23 protein-coding genes and 1 pseudogene are annotated in these 21,153 nt (G+C 54.0%); 13 read left to right on the top strand and 11 right to left on the bottom strand.

Going from position 1 to position 21,153, the window contains the following annotated elements:
- Positions 1 to 3: 3 nt before the first annotated feature.
- From J9253_RS20115 to gspM, 7 genes are all read left to right on the top strand, one after another.
- Positions 4 to 282 (top strand): c-type cytochrome, encoded by a 279-nt coding sequence (locus tag J9253_RS20115; protein ID WP_228291440.1) that lies wholly within the window; start codon positions 4 to 6, stop codon positions 280 to 282.
- A gap of 41 nt (positions 283 to 323) precedes the next feature.
- Entirely contained in the window at positions 324 to 1,226 is a 903-nt protein-coding gene (gene rsgA / locus J9253_RS20110; RefSeq protein WP_210222587.1) for a ribosome small subunit-dependent GTPase A, read from the top strand.
- A gap of 260 nt (positions 1,227 to 1,486) precedes the next feature.
- Entirely contained in the window at positions 1,487 to 1,990 is a 504-nt protein-coding gene (locus J9253_RS20105; RefSeq protein WP_210222586.1) for a hypothetical protein, read from the top strand.
- A gap of 74 nt (positions 1,991 to 2,064) precedes the next feature.
- On the top strand, positions 2,065 to 4,014 hold the full coding sequence (locus tag J9253_RS20100) for a transglycosylase SLT domain-containing protein (RefSeq protein ID WP_210222585.1): 1,950 nt from the start codon (positions 2,065 to 2,067) through the stop codon (positions 4,012 to 4,014).
- Positions 3,986 to 5,047 carry a type II secretion system minor pseudopilin GspK gene (gene gspK, locus J9253_RS20095; RefSeq protein ID WP_210222584.1) on the top strand — a complete coding sequence of 354 codons (1,062 nt, stop codon included), beginning with the start codon at positions 3,986 to 3,988 and terminating at the stop codon, positions 5,045 to 5,047. Before J9253_RS20100 ends, gspK begins: the two co-directional genes overlap by 29 nt.
- Complete coding sequence (gene gspL / locus J9253_RS20090) at positions 5,016 to 6,209, top strand: type II secretion system protein GspL (RefSeq protein WP_210222583.1); 1,194 nt, start codon at positions 5,016 to 5,018, stop codon at positions 6,207 to 6,209. Before gspK ends, gspL begins: the two co-directional genes overlap by 32 nt.
- Positions 6,206 to 6,685 carry a type II secretion system protein GspM gene (gspM, locus tag J9253_RS20085; protein ID WP_210222582.1) on the top strand — a complete coding sequence of 160 codons (480 nt, stop codon included), beginning with the start codon at positions 6,206 to 6,208 and terminating at the stop codon, positions 6,683 to 6,685. The genes gspL and gspM overlap by 4 nt, the downstream gene beginning before the upstream one ends.
- 35 nt (positions 6,686 to 6,720) lie before the next feature.
- On the opposite strand, the gene J9253_RS20080 is transcribed toward gspM, so the two are convergent.
- On the bottom strand, positions 6,721 to 7,872 hold the full coding sequence (locus J9253_RS20080; RefSeq protein ID WP_210222581.1) for an RNA-guided endonuclease InsQ/TnpB family protein: 1,152 nt from the start codon (positions 7,870 to 7,872) through the stop codon (positions 6,721 to 6,723).
- Between the two features lie 143 nt (positions 7,873 to 8,015).
- Here J9253_RS20080 and J9253_RS20075 point away from each other — a divergent pair, with 143 nt between their 5' ends.
- Positions 8,016 to 8,777 carry a type II secretion system protein N gene (locus J9253_RS20075; RefSeq protein WP_210222580.1) on the top strand — a complete coding sequence of 254 codons (762 nt, stop codon included), beginning with the start codon at positions 8,016 to 8,018 and terminating at the stop codon, positions 8,775 to 8,777.
- 77 nt (positions 8,778 to 8,854) lie between these two features.
- Here the strand turns inward: J9253_RS20075 and J9253_RS20070 are convergent, their stop codons facing one another.
- From J9253_RS20070 to J9253_RS20060, 3 genes are all read right to left on the bottom strand, one after another.
- Positions 8,855 to 10,183 (bottom strand): ammonium transporter, encoded by a 1,329-nt coding sequence (locus J9253_RS20070; RefSeq protein WP_210222579.1) that lies wholly within the window; start codon positions 10,181 to 10,183, stop codon positions 8,855 to 8,857.
- 17 nt (positions 10,184 to 10,200) lie between these two features.
- Positions 10,201 to 10,539, bottom strand: coding sequence for a P-II family nitrogen regulator (locus J9253_RS20065; protein ID WP_210222578.1), 339 nt, complete (start codon positions 10,537 to 10,539; stop codon positions 10,201 to 10,203).
- Between the two features lie 63 nt (positions 10,540 to 10,602).
- On the bottom strand, positions 10,603 to 11,271 hold the full coding sequence (locus J9253_RS20060) for a TorF family putative porin (protein WP_210222577.1): 669 nt from the start codon (positions 11,269 to 11,271) through the stop codon (positions 10,603 to 10,605).
- Positions 11,272 to 11,540: 269 nt separating this feature from the next.
- On the opposite strand from J9253_RS20060, the gene ubiK reads away from it, so the two are divergent.
- Complete coding sequence (ubiK, locus tag J9253_RS20055) at positions 11,541 to 11,804, top strand: ubiquinone biosynthesis accessory factor UbiK (RefSeq protein ID WP_210222576.1); 264 nt, start codon at positions 11,541 to 11,543, stop codon at positions 11,802 to 11,804.
- A gap of 3 nt (positions 11,805 to 11,807) precedes the next feature.
- On the opposite strand, the gene ureG is transcribed toward ubiK, so the two are convergent.
- From ureG to J9253_RS20035, 4 genes are read right to left on the bottom strand one after another with little or no spacing between them, the layout of a single operon-like run.
- A complete protein-coding gene (gene ureG, locus J9253_RS20050; RefSeq protein WP_028488601.1) occupies positions 11,808 to 12,416 on the bottom strand; it encodes an urease accessory protein UreG in 609 nt (202 codons plus the stop codon).
- Positions 12,417 to 12,430: 14 nt separating this feature from the next.
- The gene (locus J9253_RS20045) at positions 12,431 to 13,105 is read right to left on the bottom strand and encodes an urease accessory protein UreF (protein WP_210222575.1); all 675 of its coding nucleotides are present in this window, start codon (positions 13,103 to 13,105) and stop codon (positions 12,431 to 12,433) included.
- Positions 13,095 to 13,541 carry an urease accessory protein UreE gene (gene ureE / locus J9253_RS20040; protein WP_210222574.1) on the bottom strand — a complete coding sequence of 149 codons (447 nt, stop codon included), beginning with the start codon at positions 13,539 to 13,541 and terminating at the stop codon, positions 13,095 to 13,097. Before ureE ends, J9253_RS20045 begins: the two co-directional genes overlap by 11 nt.
- A gap of 51 nt (positions 13,542 to 13,592) precedes the next feature.
- Entirely contained in the window at positions 13,593 to 14,114 is a 522-nt protein-coding gene (locus tag J9253_RS20035; protein ID WP_228291439.1) for a M48 family metallopeptidase, read from the bottom strand.
- On the opposite strand from J9253_RS20035, the gene J9253_RS20030 reads away from it, so the two are divergent.
- Both J9253_RS20030 and J9253_RS20025 read left to right on the top strand, forming a co-directional pair.
- A complete protein-coding gene (locus J9253_RS20030) occupies positions 14,099 to 14,653 on the top strand; it encodes a helix-turn-helix domain-containing protein (RefSeq protein WP_210222573.1) in 555 nt (184 codons plus the stop codon). The genes J9253_RS20035 and J9253_RS20030 overlap by 16 nt on opposite strands.
- Entirely contained in the window at positions 14,646 to 15,122 is a 477-nt protein-coding gene (locus J9253_RS20025) for a transposase (RefSeq protein WP_210222572.1), read from the top strand. Before J9253_RS20030 ends, J9253_RS20025 begins: the two co-directional genes overlap by 8 nt.
- Positions 15,123 to 15,379: 257 nt before the next feature.
- Here J9253_RS20025 and rpoH read toward each other — a convergent pair whose 3' ends face one another.
- Complete coding sequence (gene rpoH, locus J9253_RS20020; RefSeq protein ID WP_210222571.1) at positions 15,380 to 16,249, bottom strand: RNA polymerase sigma factor RpoH; 870 nt, start codon at positions 16,247 to 16,249, stop codon at positions 15,380 to 15,382.
- A gap of 278 nt (positions 16,250 to 16,527) precedes the next feature.
- Between rpoH and J9253_RS20015 the strand changes: the two genes are divergently transcribed.
- Positions 16,528 to 18,318, top strand: coding sequence for a coiled-coil domain-containing protein (locus J9253_RS20015; RefSeq protein WP_210222570.1), 1,791 nt, complete (start codon positions 16,528 to 16,530; stop codon positions 18,316 to 18,318).
- 16 nt (positions 18,319 to 18,334) lie between these two features.
- On the opposite strand, the gene J9253_RS20010 is transcribed toward J9253_RS20015, so the two are convergent.
- Together J9253_RS20010 and J9253_RS20005 are read right to left on the bottom strand one after the other, a co-directional pair.
- Positions 18,335 to 18,814, bottom strand: coding sequence for a hypothetical protein (locus J9253_RS20010; RefSeq protein WP_210222569.1), 480 nt, complete (start codon positions 18,812 to 18,814; stop codon positions 18,335 to 18,337).
- Positions 18,811 to 19,290: a DUF302 domain-containing protein gene (locus J9253_RS20005; protein WP_210222568.1), complete on the bottom strand. Its 480-nt coding sequence runs from the start codon at positions 19,288 to 19,290 to the stop codon at positions 18,811 to 18,813. The genes J9253_RS20010 and J9253_RS20005 overlap by 4 nt, the downstream gene beginning before the upstream one ends.
- A gap of 310 nt (positions 19,291 to 19,600) precedes the next feature.
- Here J9253_RS20005 and J9253_RS20000 point away from each other — a divergent pair.
- A pseudogene (locus J9253_RS20000) lies at positions 19,601 to 21,073 on the top strand (ISNCY family transposase).
- Positions 21,074 to 21,153: the final 80 nt, after the last annotated feature.

The raw sequence follows: 21,153 nt of genomic DNA, 5'->3' as shown, positions 1-21,153 counted from the left end.
GAAATGAAAGCTATGTTGATTCTCTGTACTGGCCTATTGCTGATGCAGACAGCAGTGGCCGAGCCTGACCCGGTAAACGGACAAAAACTGTTTGCCGCTTCGCAGTGCCTGAACTGTCACGGCACCGATGCCTTCACCAAAGCCGACCGCAAGGTCAACGACCTCGCCGCACTGGAAAGCCAAGTGCGTCGTTGTGATGCCAACCTCGACACCAACTGGTTTGACGACGAAATCAAGGATGTCGTCGCTTACCTCAATCAGGCGTATTACAAATTTCAGTAATACGTGGGCAACGTCGTTGTTTTCCGTCACAATAGGACGTTATGACGGAAAACACATCTCAACCACTTTCTTCAGGCGCTGGGCAGGTTATTACCCGCTTTGGTGCTGACTTTCTCATCGAAACTGACCAAGGGGATCTGTTACGCTGCACCGCGCGGCGCAAACTCGATAACCTTGCTTGCGGCGACCGCATCCAGTGGGAGGGTCAAGCCCAAGGCAATGCCGCCGTCACTGCCATGCTCCCCCGCCGCAACGTGCTGGAACGCCCCGATTTCCGGGGAAAATTACGCCCGGTTGCCGCCAATATTGACTTGCTGATCGTCGTCACCAGTTGGCAACCTACCCCGCTGTGGGAAATGCTCGACCGTTACCTGATTGCCGCCAACCGTCTGCGGGCGGATGTATTGCTGGTCATGAACAAGTCTGACCTGCGCAGCACTCATGCCAGCGCCGCAGCAGAAGCCTGTCTGGAAGAATACGCCAGCATTGGTTGTCCGATCCTGCACGTTTCGGCTGATCAGCAACAGGGAGTTGCCGCGATTCTTACCGCGATTCAAGGGCGCACTGCTATTGTGGTTGGGCAATCTGGGGTGGGTAAATCATCCATCGCCGCGCAATTGCTGCCTGACACCGATATTCGTGTCGGTACGATTTCTGATAACGGCGAAGGCCGCCACACCACCACCTCCGCTACCCTGTACCGCTTACCCTTGGGTGGCTCGCTGATTGATTCCCCCGGTGTGCGTGATTTTGGCCTGACCGGCATGGACTTTGCCACGCTGGAAACGGGCTTCCCGGAATTCCGCCCGTTTCTGGGTGAATGCCGCTTCCACAACTGCACCCATAACCACGAGCCGGGTTGTGCGATTAAAACCGCCGTCAAAGCTGGGCAACTTCCCCCCCGCCGCTTTGCGCGTTACCTCAATCTGTTGGCAGATTTGTAACGCCACTAACAGCCCCACACCACCTTACATACCGTAGATCGTAGCGCCTGTCAGGGTTCATCTGTTGTTTAGGCGCAACGGAACTATAATTGCCTTACATTAATCAAAAATAAGGCACACACAGAAACTGGCTGATTACCCACAGACATTGAGATTAAGGTGAGCATCATCACGTTAATTCCTGACGCTTTTTAGTACAGTCAAGCAGGTAATCAAACAGTTTTATTAGGAATCACCCTAAGCCAATTGGAGGCAACACCATGAATGTCCATCAACTACATCTTCCTGACAGCTTTTACAGCGACTTACAGGAATGCACGCCGTGCGAAGCATCCCCTCACCCTGAAGCCATCCGCTACTGGCCCAAAGTCAGGATGCACCGCCGCCGGATGCAGGGAATGCCAGATGAGCGCTTAAGCATCGAAATTTCTAACCCCTGGCCCGATCTTATTCTACGCCACGTCAACATCGCCTTCATCTCGACCGGCTCCCACAGCTATCCCGCCAACGGTATCCCTGCTGTCAAATTTGCACCCACCCACGGTATTGAATTCGGTGACATTGCCTACAGCAACCCGATCGGCGCACAACGTGGTGGGGTAGTCCGTGACATCATCATGCTGGAAACCCAGCCCAGCCGTGACGGTCGTGAAATTTTCGCAGGTGTCTGTTTCACCGCGTGTGACAAAACCGGCAAAGCCAAACACTATGGGTACTTATTGTTCCGCAGCAACTTGCTGATTCCCAAAGAATCTGCGGCTTGAATGCAGCATTCATTTGAACCCTTTACCGTATATATGAGACTCTTGGCGCATTATTGGTAGCATGACCCGTTTTAATGAGCCGACTTTTACTGACACTTATTTATTGCGCGTTATCCTGCATCCCGCCCGTCCTAGCGGAGTTGCCGGAAAACCAGCGCGAACTATTCCAGCAAACGTATAGCAAACTGCAAGCCGGTAACACTGACGGATTTGCCACCCTGCCTGCCAGGATGACGCAATACCCACTCTACCCTTGGCTGGAATACAGCTACCTCAAACAAAACGTTGACACGCTCTCCGATGCACAGATGCTGGATTTTGCCTTGCGCAACCCCAACTCCCTGATGGCAGATGCGCTTTACACCCAACTCAGCAAACGGCTGGCAGACAAGCAAGACTGGCAAAAACTGCTGAACACCATCCCACCCGACCTCGACGACACCAACACCCAATGCTACCGCACCCAAGCACTCATGGCTGTCGGGCAAAAACAAGCTGCACTCGACACCGGTAAGCAAACCTGGATGGGCATCACCAAAGGTATTTCTAATGCCTGCCTGCCCGTCACCGATTTGCTGCGCCGCTATGTAAAACTCTCCACCAGCGATTACTGGGAACGCATCCGCGCCGCACTCGACAAAAACCAGACCACGCTGGCGTCGCAATTGGCGGCTGACTTACCCCCCGAAGCCCGTAGCGCTGTCGATACTTGGATGCAAATACGCAAAAGCCCCGCTGATGCCTTGCCCAACGCCATCCAGCAAACCGATACACCTTATTTGCGGGACGCCATTACTTACGGGCTGGAACGCCTTGCCAAAAAAGAGCCGCAGCAAGCCGAAACCTTGTGGGCAACAGCACGCCAAACACTCAAATTTACCCCGGAAGAAACCGCCAAAGTCGAAAGCGCCTTGGGCATGTACCAAGCCTTACGCCGCGACCCCGCTGCCCTGCCCCGGTTGGCTGCCATTCCCTCTGCACAACGCACGCAGGACGGCAACCTGTGGATGGCACGCGCTGCTGCCCGCACCAGTGACTGGGAAAAACTGCTGGATGCCACCCGCCAGCTCAAATTCGACAATGCTCGCGATGCCGCAGGCTGGCAATACTGGCAAGCACGGGCGCTGGAACAAACCGGCAAAAAACGTGAAGCCACCTCGCTTTACACCCAGATTGCCCCACAAGCGACGTTTTACGGCTTCCTTTCCGCCGACCATTTAGGGCAAAGCTACGACAGTTTGCGACTGAAACCGATCGACCGCAGCCAGCGGGTGGCGGGTTTGCAAAAAATAGCTGCCGTCCAGCGGGCATTTGAATGGTTTGCACTGGGCAACCGCGAACAGGGGCGCAAGGAATGGTTCCGCGTCCTCAAGCAAATGGACAAAGACGGCATCCTGGCGATGGCTGATTTGGCCACCCGTGCCAATGACCCGAACCTCGCGATCTGGACAGTCGCACGTGCCAAGGAATGGGATGAAATCAACCTGCGTTTCCCCTTGGTGCACATCGAACTAGCAATGGAACAGGGGCGCACCCAAGGCATTCAACCTGCGTGGATCATGGGCGTGATGCGCCGCGAGAGTGCCTTTGACGCCGGTGTGGAATCCAGCGCGAAAGCCCTCGGCCTGATGCAACTGATTCCACCCACCGCCCGTGCCGTCGGCAATAAACTGGGGCTGAGCATCAAGGGCCGGGATGATATTTTGCACCCCGCCACCAATGTGCAACTGGGCAGCGCTTACTTACGTGACATGCTGGGGAAATTTTCCGGTAACTACGCCCAAGCCACCGCTGCTTACAATGCGGGGCCGGGGCGTCCGCCGCAATGGGCACCGGACAAACTGATCAACGCTGACCAGTGGGTAGAAAGCATTCCGTTTGATGAAACCCGTGATTACGTACAAGCGGTCATGGCCTATACCACGATTTACGATGACAAACTGAATCCGGGGAAAGGGCGACGCCTGTCCGAACGTTTACAACCGATTGCACCTAATGCGCCTAAAGCAACCACCACACCCTAAGCTCCCCCGCCAGCAGCGCGGCATTGCCATCCTTTCCGTACTGGTCATTGCCGTGTTGATCGTGACGCTGGCCGCAGTCGTTTTTGCCCGCCAAAGCCGTGCCGTGCGCCAGACCGACAATTTCCAGTCACTGGAACGTGCTTGGCAATACGTGTTCATGATGGAACAGTACGCCGGGCTACAACTGCAACTCGACGCCAAGGACAATAAATACGACGCCCTCAGCGACCGCTGGGCTTACACCCTACCCACCCAGACACTCACGGAAGAAAGCGGTGCGATCGTCAAATTCACCGGCAAGCTGGAAGACTTGCAAGGGCGCTTCAACCTCAACAATTTGGTCAGTCAGGACGGCGAACTGCGCGGCAAACTGGATGGCGCTGCCCTCAACCAGTTAAAGCCCTTCGTCACCGATGCCGGGCTGCCCTCCGGTTTTACCGACGCCATTGCCGACTGGCTGGACAGCAATACCCAACCGCAAGGCGTCGACGGTGCGGAGCGTGATTACTACCTGTCAGGCACAATCCCCTACCTTGCCGCCGACATGCCGTTTGCTGACCCCAGCGAAGTCCGCCTGTTACGGCTGGAAATGCAAGACCCCAACCTCAAGGACAAAGCCCTGAGCCAGTTCCTGTCCACCATCACCACACTGCCTTTCCAAAAAACCACCATCAACCCCAATACCGCCAGCAAGGAAGTGCTGAAAGCCCTGCGCCTCAGCGACAACCAAATCGCACTGATTCTGGATAAACGCAAACTCAAACAAGCCTATCGAAGCAAAGCCGAATTCATTCAAGAAATGGCTTTCACCCCCGGTAAAGATGACGTGCTGATGAACAGCTTTGACGTAACCACCCAATATTTCCGCCTGACGGGCGAAGTACAGATCAACCGGGCGCGGGTTTTCGTCAACAGTCTGTTATTGCGTGACCCAAAGGGGGCTGTTCGTGTCATAATGCGCCAATTCGATCGGGTTAATGAACAACCAATAACGACTAACGATGCTAGTAATACGCCTACAAACACCGAATGACCCTGACCCAGCCTGGGCAGTGCTGACCAACAAGCCTGCTGACTGGCAACACGGTTCCTGGGAAAAACTGCTGCCCGCCGCTCGTGGGCAAGATGTGGTATTGCTGATTCCTGGCCGTGAAGTCCTGCTCACCCAAACCAGCGTCAACACGCGCAATCAAAAGCAATTGCAACAAGCCGTGCCGTTTGCGCTGGAAGACAGCATCGCCGACGACCTCGACAATCAACACATCGTCTGGCAAACCCAAGCCAATTCCGCGCTGGTGGATGTTGCCATTATCAGCCGCGCACGCCTGCGCGAATGGGTCAATGCCCTGCAAATTCACCAGTTACGCACTACCAGCATTTTGCCCGACCTGTTCGCCCTGCCGTGGGAAACCGACACCACCCTGTGGCAACAAGGCGAACACATCTGGGTCAGGACAGGTGAACTGTCCGGCTATACCAGTAGCGATGCGGCCTTACCCTTACTGCTCGACAGTCTGGCAGCCGGGAAAACCGACCCCATACCCCTGCGACTGTACAGCGACCAGACAGACAAATGGACAACTGATACCCGTTTCGTGATCACCCCCGAAACTCAGGCGGAACAACTGTTGCCTGCCAGCTTGCAACCCGCCCTCAAGCTCAACCTGCTGAATGGCCTGCAAGACGAAAATCGCGCTCAACTGCACCAGCAATGGCAACGCTGGCGACTCGCCGCCGGATTAGCCGCCGCTTCAGCCTTGCTGACTGTCGGTATTTACGGGGTGGAAAGCTACCACCTGCAACAGCAACTCGACGCGGTGGATGCACAAAACCTGCAACTGTTTGCCGAACTGTTCCCCGGCGTCAGCGACGTTGACCCGCGCGGCCTGAAAAGCCGTCTCGCATCAGAACTCGCACGGGTACGCGGCAAAGGCAGCACGGCGGGCGCAAGCACCAGCCCCTTGCCGCAACTGTCCGCCTTTGCCGCCGCCATGGGGAAAGCAGGCGAGTTGACGGTGGAAGACATCCGCGCCCAAAGCGGCACACTCACCCTCAATCTGCAAGCCAAAAACCAGCAAGCCATCGAAACCTTGCGCGACACGCTGGAAAAAGCCCTCGGCAACCCGGTGGAACTGCAATCCTCACGCACCGCCGACAGTGTCAAAGCAACCCTGACACTGGGAGGCAAATCATGAAAGCATGGTGGCAAAGCCTCGCAGCCTCTGAGCGTCGACTCGTCACTTGGGGCGCAATCCTCATCAGCCTGACCATGCTCTGGCTGTTCATCTGGAAACCCCTGAACAGCCACCACCAGTTATTGCAACAAGACCTGCAAGACGCGCAAGCCGCCCATGAGGAAATGCAACAACGCCGCACCGAGATACTCGCCCTCCGAGGCGCATCCGCAGGCTCACCCAGCGCCGCAAGTGGCAGTTTGCACACCACGGTGATTGCCGCCCTCAAACAATTCCAACTGGATGGCGCTGGCACAACGTCCGAAGAAAAAGACAAAAAAACCGTCACCCTCAAACTGGAAGCCAAGCCCTTCGACACTCTGGCGCAATTTCTGGCGACGATGGAAACCCAACACGCCGCCAATACCACCGCCATGACCCTGAAACCCGCAGGCAAACCCGGCACGGTTGACGCACAAATTACGCTGGAACGTTGACTTCCTCCCCTCCCTAAAGGAAGGGGATTCCTAATTCATCGAGAACAGGACAACGACACCGAAATGCCATCACCGCTAACATTCTCTCCAAAGGCTAACACCGCCAGCCCGGCGGCTAAAATGTTACGTGCTGCATTCACGTCACGGTCGTGGGTTGCGCCACATTCCGGGCATTCCCAAGACCGCACGGCCAGCGGCATGTTTTCTTTCACGAAACCGCAGCCGTTACAGCGTTTGCTGGAAGGAAAGAAACGGTCGATTTCGACATACGTCCTGCCTGCCCAGTGGGCTTTGTATTCAAGCTGGCGGGTGAATTCCCCCCAACTCGCATCGGCAATGTGCTTGGCTAATGTTGGGTGTTTAATCATGTTTTTCACAGCGAGGTTTTCAGCGCAAACGACTTGGTTCTCGTTAATCAGTTTGCGGGACAGCTTGTGCAAGTTGTCCGACCGGCAATCGGAGATCTTCGCGTGAACACGGGCAACGTTGCGTTTAGCTTTCAGCCGATTCTTGCTGCCGAATTTCTTCTTGGCAAGACGGCGTTGATACTTCGCCAGTTTAACCGCGTGTTGGGCGGTATGGCGGGGATTGCCGGACTTGAAGCCGTCGCTAGTGACGAACAAATCCTTGATGCCCACGTCAATGCCAGCCTTTTTGTTGGTGACGGGCAACAGCGTGGATTCAAATTCACACAAGCAGGACACGAAGTAGCGTCCGGCCTGATCTTTGGACACGGTGACAGTGGTCGGGGCAGCAGGAAGTGGCTGGCTCCATCGAATGTTCAGCGGCGCATCGCACTTCGCCAGCTTCAATTCACCGTTGCGGTATGTAAAAGCACGGTAAGTAAATTCTGCCGACTGTCGGTGCTTTTTGGATTTGAAGACAGGGTATTTTGCCCTGCCCTCAAAAAAGTTCTTGAACGCGGTTTGTTGGTTCCGCAAGCATTGTTGCAGCGGAACACTGGAAACGTCGTTCAGAAAAAGCCGTTCAGGCAGCTTCTTGATGGCGGTCAACCGCGCATTAGCACCCAGGTAACTGACCTTTTCCTGAGCCTGATCGTAAGCATCCGTGCGGTAACGCAAAATGCTGTTGTACACGTAACGCACACAACCAAACGTCTGCGCCAGCAACTTTTCTTGTTGCGGGTCTGGGTAAAACCGGAATTGGTAGGCGCGTTTCGTTGGCATGACTCACAGTGTAGTCCATGCCGTGTTCGTTGTGCCTGTTTAACCAAAATAGCGTAAACGAAAAGAGGAGCGAGAACAGGGTCGGCTCCGCCGACGCGCTATCCCTCCCCGACCTGAAGGACGGGGTATCTCGCGCAAGATGGATGAAAACACGCACCCTGATTATTGCAGGCATCAGCAGCTTCCTGCTCGCCTCCCTCACCCAACTGCCTGCCAGTCTGGTATTGTCAAAACTGCCAGCCGATATTCCCGTGCAACTGCAAGGCATCAACGGAACCCTGTGGCAAGGGGGTGCAGCGACCCTCAGCAGCCAAGGCGTGCAAATTCAAAACCTGCAATGGGAGCTGCACCTGAGTGCCTTACTCAAAGGGCAACTCGCCGCAGACTTGCGCGGCACACTGGCACAAGGCGGGCAATTCGATGGCATTTGCAGCATCAACCTCGCTGAAACACTCCACTGCGCCCCGCTGAACCTCAGCAACCTGCCTGCGCAAGCCCTTGCACCCTACTTGCAAAGCCTGATGATTCCGCCGCTAAGTGGCAACTTCCAAGCCAACCTAAGCAGTCTGGAATGGGATCAGCAAACCTTCCCGCAACTCAGCGGACACGGAGAATGGCAGGAAGCAGGCGTGCAAATGCTGCCGCAACGCTACGGCAATTACACCGCCATTATTAACAGTGCTGCCAATGATGCCCAGCAAATCAGCCTTGCATCCGCCCCTGACGCTGCTTTTTCCCTAAATGGCACGATTACCCTGCAAGCTAATGGCCAGTACAAAAGCGAATTAAACCTGAGACCGGGCAGCAGCATCGACGAAGGCACCAAACAATTCCTCGCCAGCTTCATTGTCCCGCCACAGCCGGATGGCACTTTCCAGATACGCGAGCAAGGGAAACTGCCCTAATAAACCCACCCATAAAAAAGGCGGGAGTGTTAGTCCCGCCAGCAATCTACTCAAAAATGTTAATGACTAGCTCATGCTTACAAGGTATAAGCACGCTCGCCGTGAGAAGCTGTATCCAAACCTTGACGTTCGTCTTCTTCCGATACACGCAAACCCATTGTCATATCAATCAGTTTGAACAACACAAAGCTGACCACACCTGACCAGACAACGGTTAAGAGCACACCCTTAGCCTGTGTGAATACCTGACCCATCATCGTGTAGTCATCCACACCAACACCGCCCAACGCGGGGGATACAAAGATACCCGTACCGATAGCGCCAATAATGCCGCCCAAACCGTGGATACCGAACACATCCAAACTATCGTCATAACCGAACATCTTCTTCAGGCCAGTCACGCCCCACAAGCACGCAGCACCGGCAATAGCACCCAAGGCGATAGCGCCCATTGGGCCCACTAGACCAGCCGCCGGTGTGACGGCAACCAAGCCAGCAACCACACCAGACGCCACACCCAACATGGAAGGCTTACCGCGCAACAGTGATTCAGTCAACATCCACGCCATACCACCAGCAGCAGTCGCCAGGATAGTATTAATGAACGCCAGACCAGCACCGCCGTTCGCTTCCAGATTGGAACCTGCGTTGAAGCCGAACCAGCCTACCCACAGCAAGGAAGCGCCAATCATGGTCATCGGCAAGTTGTGTGGCGGCATGGGGTCACGACCGTAACCAACCCGTTTGCCCAACACAATCGCACCAACCAGTGCCGCAATACCCGCGTTGATGTGTACAACCGTACCACCTGCAAAATCCAGATCGCCTGATTCAAACAAATAACCGCCCGTTGCCCACACCATGTGGGTAATCGGCAGGTAAGAGAACGTAAACCAGAGTGCGCCAAACACCATCAGTGCCGAGAACTTTACCCGTTCTGCCAGACCGCCCACGATCAGCGCAACCGTAATGGCAGCAAAGGTCAACTGGAATGATACAAACACCAGTTCCGGGATAACCACGCCATCCGTGAAGGTTGCAGCGGTGCTATCCGCCGTAATCCCCGCGAGGAACAGCTTAGAAAAATCGCCGATCATCCAATTCAGGCTACCGCCATCCCCAAACGCCAAGGAGTAGCCATAAATCGCCCACAACAAAGCAATCATGCAGAAAATCGCCATGACCTGTGTCAGCACCGACAACATGTTTTTGGCGCGAACCAATCCGCCGTAAAACAGTGCCACACCCGGCACAATCATCAAGATAACCAACAAAGTAGACAGCATCATCCATGCTGTATCCCCCTTATCAGGTACCGGAACTGCCGCGACGGCATCATCCGCCATCGCGATACCGGAAAACCCCAATAGAGCCACCAGCATCAATAAACCTAAACGAATATTCATGTAAAACCCCCTTACGTTTACAGTGCATCTACGCCGCTTTCGCCCGTGCGAATGCGGATAACTTGTTCAACTGTCGTGACGAAAATCTTGCCGTCACCAATTTTGCCCGTATTCGCAGATTTGCTGATGGCTTCAATCACCTGATCCACCTGTGACTCTGCCACCGCAGCTTCGAGCTTGATTTTTGGCAGGAAATCCACCACGTATTCTGCACCACGGTACAATTCGGTATGGCCTTTCTGACGCCCAAAACCTTTAACTTCGGTCACTGTAATGCCTTTGATGCCGATCTCTCCGAGAGCATCGCGTACATCATCCAACTTGAATGGCTTGATAATTGCCGTCACCATTTTCATAAAACAAACTCCTTGCTCGTAAGGGACGCCCCCACCCTGACAGCGGGGACTAACAGGACAAATTTAAAAATCGAAAGATTTAGCCCAGGATACAGATACCAAAGGATCAGTCTCTGGCAAACTGGAATCATCCACCGCCAGGGTCACATCCCCAGCTTTACCGAAACCTTTGCTTAAGGAAAGCTGCGCATGGTTGTAATCGGTCAAATCAGCGGCTTCAAAATCAAACCGCCCAACCTTTGCACCATAACCAATGCCATTACTGAATTCACCGCTGTAACCGAGGGCGTAGTACAGATTGCCTTGATCCGTATCCGTACCTTCGGTATCAACACCATAGGAAACTTCTGCTTCAAGCCCTTTCAAACCGGCTTTCGCATACACTTCGGTAACATCCAAAGCCATGTCTTCGCTGGGGTACATATAACGGATAGCGCCAACGTCAAAGTTCAGCTCGCCTTTTAGGTCTTTTTTATAACCGGCGTATACATCTACTTCCGCACCTTTATAAACATCCGGGAAATCCACGTTGGATGCCCAAGTACCCACATACAAGCCATTATCAGCTTCATAATCCAAGCCAGCCTGCACGGCAGGGCCTTCATCGGTCTGTGTTACACCGCGCCAGATATAATCGCTAGTCACACCAATGTTTGCGCTTGCACCCGCTTGAGCTTGTGCACCAGCAAACAATGAACTTAGGATAGCTACGGTCAACAAAGTCTTGTTCATCACATAATCTCCTCGAAAATACATTTCTTGCTTAACGACCAACACCTTGCAAGTGACGTGCCAACCCTATAAAAGCCCACTGAGATCAGATAAATACACACACTGTTGTAAAAAAGCAGCAATTTATCGCGTTTATTCCACGTCATTCCCGCGCAAAAGCACCATAAAAGTGCATTAGCCAACCCTGATGCACCGAATCGAAGACAAACACCCTGCCTTTACAGAATTTGCTACAATCCGGGGCATTCACTCACTTTAAGGAATTCCCTATGCAAAACTTTGGCAACCTCGACGATCTGGCAAAGAAACTATCAGCCCTGCTGCCCGAACCGGTACGGCACATGCAGGAAGATGTGGAAAAGAACATGCGCGGCCTGCTCGAAGGCGGCCTGCAAAAGATGAATCTGGTAACGCGGGAAGAATTCGATATTCAATCGGCGGTACTGTTGCGTACCCGTGAAAAGCTGGAAGCACTGGAAAAGCGGCTTGCTGAACTCGAAGCCCAGCAAACCCAGATGCAAGCTGGCGCGTAAGGCTTACGCTCGCAACATACCCTTGTGGACGATAAAGTCGATAATCGTCTGCAAGCCCAGCTTTTCGCGCAGGTTGGTAAACACAAACGGGCGTTCGCCACGCATCCGCTTGCTATCGCTTTCCATCACCTCCAGTGACGCGCCCACATAAGGTGCAAGGTCGATCTTGTTGATCACCAGCAAGTCAGAACGGGTAATGCCGGGGCCACCTTTGCGGGGAATCTTCTCGCCTTCCGCCACGTCAATTACGTAAATCGTCAAGTCAGCGAGTTCTGGGCTGAAGGTGGCTGACAGATTATCGCCACCGCTTTCGATGAAGATCAGGTCAAGCTTCGGGAAGCGAATTTGCAAATCCTCCACCGCCGCCAGATTCATCGAAGCATCTTCGCGAATCGCGGTATGCGGACAACCACCGGTTTCCACGCCGACAATGCGCTCGACCGGCAAGGCTTCGCTACGCATCAGAAATTGCGCATCTTCCTGCGTGTAAATATCGTTGGTGACGACAGCGATGTCGTAAGTGTCGCGCATGGCTTTGCACAAGGCATCCAGCAGCGCGGTCTTGCCGGAACCGACCGGGCCGCCGACACCGACACGTAAGGGGTTGGACATGGTGTTTCCTTTTTTCACGATCTAAACAAACGGGTGTATTGGGTTTCGTGGCGGCTACTGGCAATCGCCAAGGCAGGCGAGGCCGCGCCAATGTCGTCATCCGCCACTTGCAAGCCTTGCACCACGGCAGCGGGAATCAGTGGCGTCATCTGGTGCAGAATTTTCTGCCCCTGCGTTTGCCCCAACGGAATGATTTTCACCGCTGACAACACTAGATTTTCCAGCCAGCTCCACACGTAGCCGCCTGCCGCATCCTGCAAGGGAATGTGCCAATGCACCGCCGCGAGGGCAAAAGCGGCGGACTGGCTTTGTGCCAACAAGGGTTTCCACGCGGCAGCGTGCGGTATCTCCAGCGCAATCAGCAAATCGGTGAGGGCGCGTCCCCGGTTTTTTTCTTCCAGCAATAATTCGCTGGTTTCACGGCTGGCGTTGAGGATGTCGATCCAGTGCGCCAGCCTTGCGGTATCACGCTGTTCCACCGCCTGATACAGCCGTTGCAACACAGGTATATCGAGTTGAGTGATACTGCCGTGCAACTGGCTTTCCAGCCATTCGCGCAAATCAGCGGGGGATGTCACCCAGCCACATTCCACCGCCCATTCAATCCCCTGCGAATAGGTAAACGAACCTATCGGCAAAGTCGGGCTAACCAGATGCAGCAGCCGCAGCAGCGCCAGATCAGTGCTCATGCCCACCGCCATATGCACCGGCTTCCGGCTCGAATGGCGCTTGTTCCACCACTACATGCAAGCCCAAACCGTGCAACATATCATCCAGCACATGATCGTGCTGGTAGCGGATCATGCCCTGCATGATTTGCACCGGCACATGGCGATTGCCGAGATGGTAGCAAGCGCGTGCCAATAGCCACGGGTCATCGCAATACAGGGTGGAAACCGTTTCAGGCGCGGCTTGAATGCGGATCAGCTCGCCACTTTCGCCTTGCAGGTAATCGCCGTGTTGCAGGCTGGAACCACGCGGCAGGAACAAGCCTGCATCGCTACCATCGTCCAGCGTCACGCGCTGGCGGCTGATGATGCGGCGTTCGTGCGGCAAGGTCAGTGACAGGTAAGGCTGGCGCAGTGGTACGTTGCTTTTATCTAGAATACGTTCAATTTTAAGCATTACTCGACCTAATAGAGGAAATATAACGTTTGCAGATTCACAGAGCAGTTTTCATGCCAACACATAACCCCCCGCCCTTGCATCCAGTCTAGCCTTTATCAGGTAGAAGCGTTCGCTGTGGTTATGCTCGGCAAGATGACACAACTCATGCAAGATCACATAATCAATGCACTCTCTGGGTGCTTTGACCAGATGCGGGTTCAGCGTCAGCCTACCTTGGGGTGAACAACTGCCCCACTGGGTTTGCATGGTAAGGATGCGCAACGGCAGGCGTTCCACGACCCAAAGTGTCTGTTCTAGCATTGCTTCCAGACGCTTGGCAAACACCTCCTTGGCACGCACCTTGTACCAGTCGTTCACGAGTTGTTGCACCTTTACCGCGCTTTTCTGACGTAGCGTAACTTCCAGCTTGCCCCGCAACAGTTTGACCTGTGGCATGACATTAGGGTCTTCCAGCACTTTCAGCAGATATTGTTTGCCTAGGTATACCAGTGGTAAATGAGAATTCGGTAAAGTTACACTATCCTCAGATACTCTAACGCTCAAGGATGCTGCCGATGTTGGATTACACACTTTCTGTTGCAGAATTGGCAACGCTTCGTGATGCCCACCGCAAAGAAAAGAAAAGGCGCCTGGCCGACCGCCTCAAAGCGGTTTACTTGTTAGGGAGTGGTTGGACAGCTCAAAAAGTTTCGGAAGCCCTGTTAGCGGATGAAGATACGATCCGTAACGGGTTTCACCTTTATCAAGCGGGTGGACAAAAGCAACTCCTGTACTGGCAAGTGGGCGGCAGCAAGCCGTACCTGAGCGTAGGCCAACAAGTGACCCTCAAACAGCATGTGACGGAAACACTGCATAGCACTTGCAAAGCGGTCGGTCAGTACATCCAGCAACAGTTTCAAGTGACCCATGCACCCCGCAGTGTATCAGCCTTGCTAGGACGGTTGGGGTTTTCCCACAAGAAACCCAAAGTCGTGCCGGGTAAAGCGGATGCCGCCGCCCAAACGCAATTCATCGCGCATTGGGAAACGCTGAAAGCTAACCTTGGTGAGCAGGATGATGTGTATTTCATGGTGCACCCCCAGCACAACACCCAGGCGGGCTATGGCTGAATACGCAAAGGTCAAGATTTCAACCTGCGCTCCAACACCGGACGGGAATGCCTCAACATCAATGGTGCGTTTTCTTTCAAGACGTTACGTCTTCTCATTCATACCGAAAAAACGATTAATGCCCAAGCTGCCATCCGCTTACTGGAAGACCTCGAAGCCGCACAACCAGCGGGGAAAATCCACATCATTGCGGATAATGCACGCTACTACCAATTCCAAATTGGTGCAAGCCTATCTGGCAACCGAGGGATGCCGTATTCAGATACATTTTTTGCCGCCTTACTCCCCGAACCTCAACCTGATCGAACGCTTGTGGGGATTTTTCAAACGCGAAGTGATCTATGGTACTTACTACGATACCTTCGTGAAATTTAAAAATGCCACCTTGGGTTTCTTTCGGGATATTGGCAAGCATCACCAACAATTAAGCACATTGATGACCGATAATTTTAGGGTCGTCAAAATATGAAAACCGAATTCTCAATTGCCGATGGTATACTTCCTGATCTTGTCAGGGAGGCGCTATTCCTTTATCCTCTCGTACACATAAGTATTTGAGAGGCGCATAGGTATGTTTAGCTGGGATTTTGGTATTCCGATGTTGTTGGTGGTTGGGTTGATTGCTTTCGCTTGGTTTAGCTTCCTGTCGGTCGCTTTTTTCGGTTAAGCATCAAACACCATCCATAAAAAGGCCGCGTAAGCGGCCTTTTTTATGGGGCTTCCACCTTAGGCTGTTTCTGCAACAGCTAGCCGCAGTTTGTTGATGGCAGCATTTTCCAACTGGCGAATACGCTCAGCAGATACGCTGTATTTGTCTGCCAACTCATGCAAGGTGGCTTTCTCTTCCGCCAACCAACGACTGGCAAGAATGTCACGGCTACGTGCATCCAGCCCTTCCATTGCATCCTGAAAACGTTCACGGGTATACGTATCCCACTCTTCCGCTTCTAACCTTTCGGATGGGTCAGCCGACTCAGCCGCCAGATACTGGCTGGGTGAGAAACTGCTAGCATCGTCGTCATCCTGATCCACACCCAGATCAAACGCGACATCGTGGGCGCTCATGCGCTTTTCCATTTCCAGCACTTCAGCCGTGCTAACCCCCAAGTCGCTAGCCATCGACTCGGCTTCTTCGTGATTCAACCAGCCCAGCCGCTTTTTGCTGCTACGCAGGTTGAAGAATAATTTACGTTGCGCCTTGGTGGTCGCCACTTTGACGATCTTCCAGTTGCGCAGGATGAACTCGTGGATTTCCGCACGAATCCAGTGTACAGCGAAAGAAATCAGCCGCACATTCATTTCAGGGTCAAAACGTTTGACAGCTTTCATCAAACCGACGTTACCCTCTTGCACCAGATCACCCAGCGGCAGCCCATAGCCACTGTAACCACGAGCCACCTTCACCACGAAGCGCAGGTTGTGCAGGATCAATTGACGCGCTGCTTCCAGATCACTTGCGTATTTAAGACGGTCAGCCAAGCCACGCTCTTCTTCCGTGTCCAGCACAGGAATGGCATGGATAGCATGGATGTAACTTTCCAGATTCCCGACAGGAACCGGAAGTGTCTGCCCTCTAAGCATCAATGCGTTGGTCATGCGTAGTCTCCTAATATACTTCTATTGCTAATCTTAGCACTCTCAAACTTAGAGTGCTAATACCCCGTATGGTTTTCGCCCTATCCTGACATTACCATTGATTCATGCCACGTTATTTTTAGCACATTATCATCCACAACAGCGAACAAATGGACAAGCTGAACAAATGGACAAGCTGAACAAAATAGCCATGAACAGAGAAGAACAAACACTTATCGCAAAGCAAAGACAAACTTATTGAAACACTGAAACAATCGCTACTGGAACATGACCAGCACATGGAACGTAAAGAACACCTATTGCAACAAAACCAGAACAATACACTGGAACGCGATAACCAGATTGCCCAACGTGACACTGCTCTCCAGCAAAAAGAAGCCGTCATTCAGGAACGTGACCAGATTATCCGCGAACTGGGAAACCGTTCCCGCGAAATCGAACAACTCGCCAACCAGAAAGAAAAGTACATTCTGGAACGTGAAGACCAAATCCACATCCGCAACCGCCGTCTGGAAGAAAAAGACCAACACATCGGCAAACGTGACCGCGAAATCGACAACCGCGACAAGCAACTCGGCAAACGCGACGAAAGCATTCAGGAACTCAGCCAACAGCTAGACGAACTCAACCGCTGGATACGCGACCATCAACAGCGCATCTACACCCAGGAACAAGTCATCAGTGAGCGCAACCGGCAGCTTTCCGACCGTGACCGCCACCTGAAAGAACGCGACCAACACATCCAGAACCGCGATATGCGCCAGCGCGACTTTGACCGCTTATTACAACGCCGTGACGACCTGATCCTCCAGAAAGATCAGCAAATCCACCAGCGTGACAGCCTGGTGCGCCGCAAAGTTGAACAGATCAGCCTGCGCAATGAGCAACTGGCCGAACAAACCCGGCTCCTACACGAAAAAGACAGCCTTGCACAAGAACGCGAACAACTCTTCATCCAGCAAGGCAACCAGACACTCGCCAAAGACCAGCACCTTGCCGTGCGCGATCAAACCATCAACGAACGCGAACGCAACCTGCAACGCCGCGATGAACAAATCACCGCGCAATTCCTGCAACTCCAGGAACGCGACAAAGAAATCCAAAGCCGTGACCAGTCGATCAGCGAGCTGCAAGCCCATATCAATGCCCTTGACCAACGCCTGCAAGCACAACAACAACACATCGACACCCATCACCTACGTGTCACCGAACTGGAAAACCTGTTACTCGACAAGGAAAAGCACCTCAGCGAATACGCCACCCTCATCAGCAACAAAGACACCTTGCTGCTCGAAAAAGACCAACTTATCCAGCAGCAAGAGCAACAACAGCAGGAAATCGCCCAACAACTCGGCGAACGCGACAAAACCCTGCAAGCCAAAGACCAGCATGTTCTGGGGCAAGGTCGCCTACTCAGTGAACGCGAACAACAGCTAGTCGAGCGTGAAACCGACCTGCACGCCCGCGAAACCCAACTGACCGAACGCGAACAGCAACACACCAGCCGCGAAGCCTTGCTTTTGCAACACCTCGCCGCCCTCAGCGAACTTACCGAGAAGCAACAATTACAGGAAGCCGAACGCGAAACCTTCCAACAGACCCTGCAACAGCGCGAAGCACAGTTGGCAGAACGCGAACAGCACTTGGTAGCCAAAGAACGTCAATTCGCCGAACGTGAAACTGCCTTACTGCAACAACACCAGATACTCAGCGCCCTGAATGCCGAACACCAGCAACAGGAAGCCGACCGCATCAAAGCCTTGCAAAAAATGCAGCAACGTGAAACCCATCTGGAAGCACTGGAGCATGAATACGCCACCCGTGAAGCCAGCCTGTTACAGCACCTCGACAACCTCGCGGCGATCACCAGCCAACATCAGCAACGCGAGGCCGAACGCCACGGCTTTGAGCAAAAACTGGAACAACGCGACAAGGTACTTAACCTGAAAGACACCATCATTGCGCAGCTCAACCAACAACTGCTGCACAAGGAAAAAGCCATGCAGCAACGCGATGCACTGCTACAAAAGTTGGGACAGCAGTTACGCATCTACAACGCAACCGCTTAAGCGGGCTAAAAGGCACTTAATCGGCGTGGGCGACCTGCACCGCCTGCATTTCACCCAATACGGCACGGAAATCTTTTTCCCATGCGCTTAACTGTTGCTGCAAGTCCTTATCGGCATCCAGCAACGGCACCAGCTCGGTGGGGTTCAGGATCGAAAACAAGGTATCCTTGCCTTCGGCGTAAACCGCCAGTTTGAACGGGAACAACGGTACTAATTCCGGGTGCGTCTTGCTCAACGCCCGCACCTCGTCGAGACGCCCAAAGAACACAATCCGGTAACTGTCGGTGCTGTAGCCCATATCATGCAAACCACCGTCACATTTCTGGATATGCGCTACCGCAAAGTGATGCTTTTCCAACACTTCCTGCACTTGCTCCAACGCAGCGTCAAAGGCTTGCGAGGAACGAACTGTCAGCAACTTTTCATCGGCATGAACCGGGGCAAGCAGCAACCACGTTGCCAATACCCCCCAGAATCCGGCTGTTATAAACTTCATAGTGTCACCTCATCAATAATCGCCTGATACTTGTCTTCCATATCCTGAAAAGCGGCGGTCAGTTTGGGGTTATCAAACAGAGTCAACATGGCCTGCACGTTACCCGTCAACAGTTGCACTTGGCCATCCTCCCCTTCGATCACGGTAATCGTGCAGGGCAAAACCACCCCCACTTGTGGCTCAATTTGCAGCGCTTCATACAAATCACTGAAATTACAGAAGCGCACGCTGACCTGACGGGTATTGACTGAAAACTCGTCCGTCAGCCCCTCTTCCAGATAACGGTCGGGGAATACCCGGAAGTTATGGGCGTGGATGGTATTACGCAGCGACTCCAGTGTTTCCTCAAACCCATAGGGTGAGTCATAGACCAAGGTCAATTTAGGGTGAGCAGGGTTGTCAGCAGCCCCGGCGGAAGCGGCTGTCATTACCACCCACCAGACCATGCCTAACATTGAGTTTTTTAGCCATTTCATCACAAAAGCCCGTAGTCGATAAATATTAGATTTGACTAATATAGTGATAAGCCTAATGAACTGCAAGTAAAAGTACATTTTTAATCACAACGTTATTGCTTGACATCCTCCCCTCCCTAAAGGAAGGGGATTCCTACTGCATTCAGCTAGATAGTGTCTGACCGGAAACCCTAAAACCCTTTTCCGATCAAGATGCTACGCCCGTTTTCCTTGCCCTAAGATTTCCCGGAAGCAGGCCAGAAAGCTGCAAAAGCGCCCAAAATAGGGCAAAATAGGGCATCCATCCGCCAAACTTCGCAGGAGACACACGATGCGTGAAGTGATCGCCCGCCAACTTCGCCTGGGTCACGCTGACATCGGCAGGCTGACCTTCAACCCACGTTCGCGGGACGACATCCCGCAGGTGTTGCAAGGGCTGCAATACATTTATGTGACAGACGAACTGCGTGAGGCGGTGTTTGCGGTGCTGGAAAAGCGGGTTCCGGCGGAGGTGGACGCCAGCCGTGGACGCCCCGGCATGGATCTGTGGAATGCGCTGGTGCTGGCGACATTGCGGGTGAACCTGAACTGGGACTATGACCGGCTGCTGGAGATGGCGAACCAGCACCGCAGCATCCGTCAGATGCTGGGGCATGGTTTCTGGGATGATGACGATGAGTACAAGCTGCAAACGGTCAAGGACAACGCCGCTCTGGTGGACGAAGCCAGCCTGCAACGCATCAACCAGTTGGTGGTGGAGGCCGGTCACAAGCTGCTAAAAAAAAAGCCGCGCCGCTGAGCGCCCGTTGTGACTCCTTCGTGGTGGAAAGCAACATCCACTACCCGACCGACATCAACCTGTTGTACGACGCGGTGCGTTGTTCGGTGCGCACGGTGGCCGATTGGTGTGAAGGGCACGGCGACAGCCGCTGGCGGCAATGGCAGTACAATCTCCGCCAGGTGAAGAAAGCCTGCCGTCATGCGCAGAAGCTCAAGCACTCCAGCTCCCAAGACCCGGACAAGCAGGCCACCCGGCAACAGGCCATCCGTGACGCCCACCACACCTACCTGGGCCTGTGCGCCGCGCTGTTGTCGAAAGTGGAGGAAACGGTGGCTGACCTGCCCCTCAGCCTGCTGGACAGCCGGTCGGGCAACGACCTCCAGCGCTGGCTGGGGTACGGGTGGCATCAGGTTGACCTGGTGCGGCGGCGGGTGCTGGACGGGGAAACCATCCCCCACGGCGACAAGATCTTCTCCCTCTTCGAGGATTACAGCGAATGGCTCAGCAAGGGCAAAGCCGGTGTGCCGGTGGAGCTGGGCCTGAACGTGTGCGTGATGGAATCGGCTGACGGCTTCATCCTCCACCACCAAGTGATGCAACACTGCCCCGACAGTGAGATTGCCGTGACCATGGTTAAGCAAGCCAAAGCGCTGTTCCCCTCCCTGAGCGCGTGCAGCTTTGACAAGGGGTTCCACTCACCGGCCAACCAGCGCGAACTGGCCGAACTGCTCGACCGGGTGGTGTTGCCGAAAAGGCCGCTGGAGCCAGGCGGACACTGCCCGTGAAACCGACCCGGCGTTTGTCCAGGCCAGACGCCAGCACTCAGCGGTGGAATCCGGCATCAACGCACTGGAAGTCCATGGGCTGGACTATTGCCCCGACCGGGGGCTGGAACGCTTCAAGCGCTATGTGGCACTGGCGGTGGTGGGCAGGAACCTGCAAAAGGTCGGGGCCATTTTACAGGCCAGGGCGTTGGAGGCCTTGCAGAAGGATGAACGCCGACGACAGCGCCAAGCCGCCTGAACCACCCCACAACGCCGACCGATGAGGGAAAATGCCGGGAAGGCAGGGCAGCCCCTGCACCGAAGGCAAGCCTGCGCTGC

It is taken from the genome of Thiothrix litoralis (assembly GCF_017901135.1).
In the GTDB taxonomy this organism is placed as follows: domain Bacteria; phylum Pseudomonadota; class Gammaproteobacteria; order Thiotrichales; family Thiotrichaceae; genus Thiothrix; species Thiothrix litoralis.
The sequence above is the reverse complement of the archived record's forward strand: the minus strand, read 5'-3'. Positions and strand labels throughout refer to the sequence as shown.

Coding starts and splice junctions, on each gene's coding strand:
- J9253_RS20115 (WP_228291440.1), top strand. CDS start 4: ATGAAAGCTATGTTGATTCTCTGTACTGGCCTATTGCTGATGCAGACA.
- rsgA (WP_210222587.1), top strand. CDS start 324: ATGACGGAAAACACATCTCAACCACTTTCTTCAGGCGCTGGGCAGGTT.
- J9253_RS20105 (WP_210222586.1), top strand. CDS start 1,487: ATGAATGTCCATCAACTACATCTTCCTGACAGCTTTTACAGCGACTTA.
- J9253_RS20100 (WP_210222585.1), top strand. CDS start 2,065: ATGAGCCGACTTTTACTGACACTTATTTATTGCGCGTTATCCTGCATC.
- gspK (WP_210222584.1), top strand. CDS start 3,986: ATGCGCCTAAAGCAACCACCACACCCTAAGCTCCCCCGCCAGCAGCGC.
- gspL (WP_210222583.1), top strand. CDS start 5,016: ATGCTAGTAATACGCCTACAAACACCGAATGACCCTGACCCAGCCTGG.
- gspM (WP_210222582.1), top strand. CDS start 6,206: ATGAAAGCATGGTGGCAAAGCCTCGCAGCCTCTGAGCGTCGACTCGTC.
- J9253_RS20080 (WP_210222581.1), bottom strand. CDS start 7,872: ATGCCAACGAAACGCGCCTACCAATTCCGGTTTTACCCAGACCCGCAA.
- J9253_RS20075 (WP_210222580.1), top strand. CDS start 8,016: ATGAAAACACGCACCCTGATTATTGCAGGCATCAGCAGCTTCCTGCTC.
- J9253_RS20070 (WP_210222579.1), bottom strand. CDS start 10,183: ATGAATATTCGTTTAGGTTTATTGATGCTGGTGGCTCTATTGGGGTTT.
- J9253_RS20065 (WP_210222578.1), bottom strand. CDS start 10,539: ATGAAAATGGTGACGGCAATTATCAAGCCATTCAAGTTGGATGATGTA.
- J9253_RS20060 (WP_210222577.1), bottom strand. CDS start 11,271: ATGAACAAGACTTTGTTGACCGTAGCTATCCTAAGTTCATTGTTTGCT.
- ubiK (WP_210222576.1), top strand. CDS start 11,541: ATGCAAAACTTTGGCAACCTCGACGATCTGGCAAAGAAACTATCAGCC.
- ureG (WP_028488601.1), bottom strand. CDS start 12,416: ATGTCCAACCCCTTACGTGTCGGTGTCGGCGGCCCGGTCGGTTCCGGC.
- J9253_RS20045 (WP_210222575.1), bottom strand. CDS start 13,105: ATGAGCACTGATCTGGCGCTGCTGCGGCTGCTGCATCTGGTTAGCCCG.
- ureE (WP_210222574.1), bottom strand. CDS start 13,541: ATGCTTAAAATTGAACGTATTCTAGATAAAAGCAACGTACCACTGCGC.
- J9253_RS20030 (WP_210222573.1), top strand. CDS start 14,099: ATGTTGGATTACACACTTTCTGTTGCAGAATTGGCAACGCTTCGTGAT.
- J9253_RS20025 (WP_210222572.1), top strand. CDS start 14,646: ATGGCTGAATACGCAAAGGTCAAGATTTCAACCTGCGCTCCAACACCG.
- rpoH (WP_210222571.1), bottom strand. CDS start 16,249: ATGACCAACGCATTGATGCTTAGAGGGCAGACACTTCCGGTTCCTGTC.
- J9253_RS20015 (WP_210222570.1), top strand. CDS start 16,528: ATGGAACGTAAAGAACACCTATTGCAACAAAACCAGAACAATACACTG.
- J9253_RS20010 (WP_210222569.1), bottom strand. CDS start 18,814: ATGAAGTTTATAACAGCCGGATTCTGGGGGGTATTGGCAACGTGGTTG.
- J9253_RS20005 (WP_210222568.1), bottom strand. CDS start 19,290: ATGAAATGGCTAAAAAACTCAATGTTAGGCATGGTCTGGTGGGTGGTA.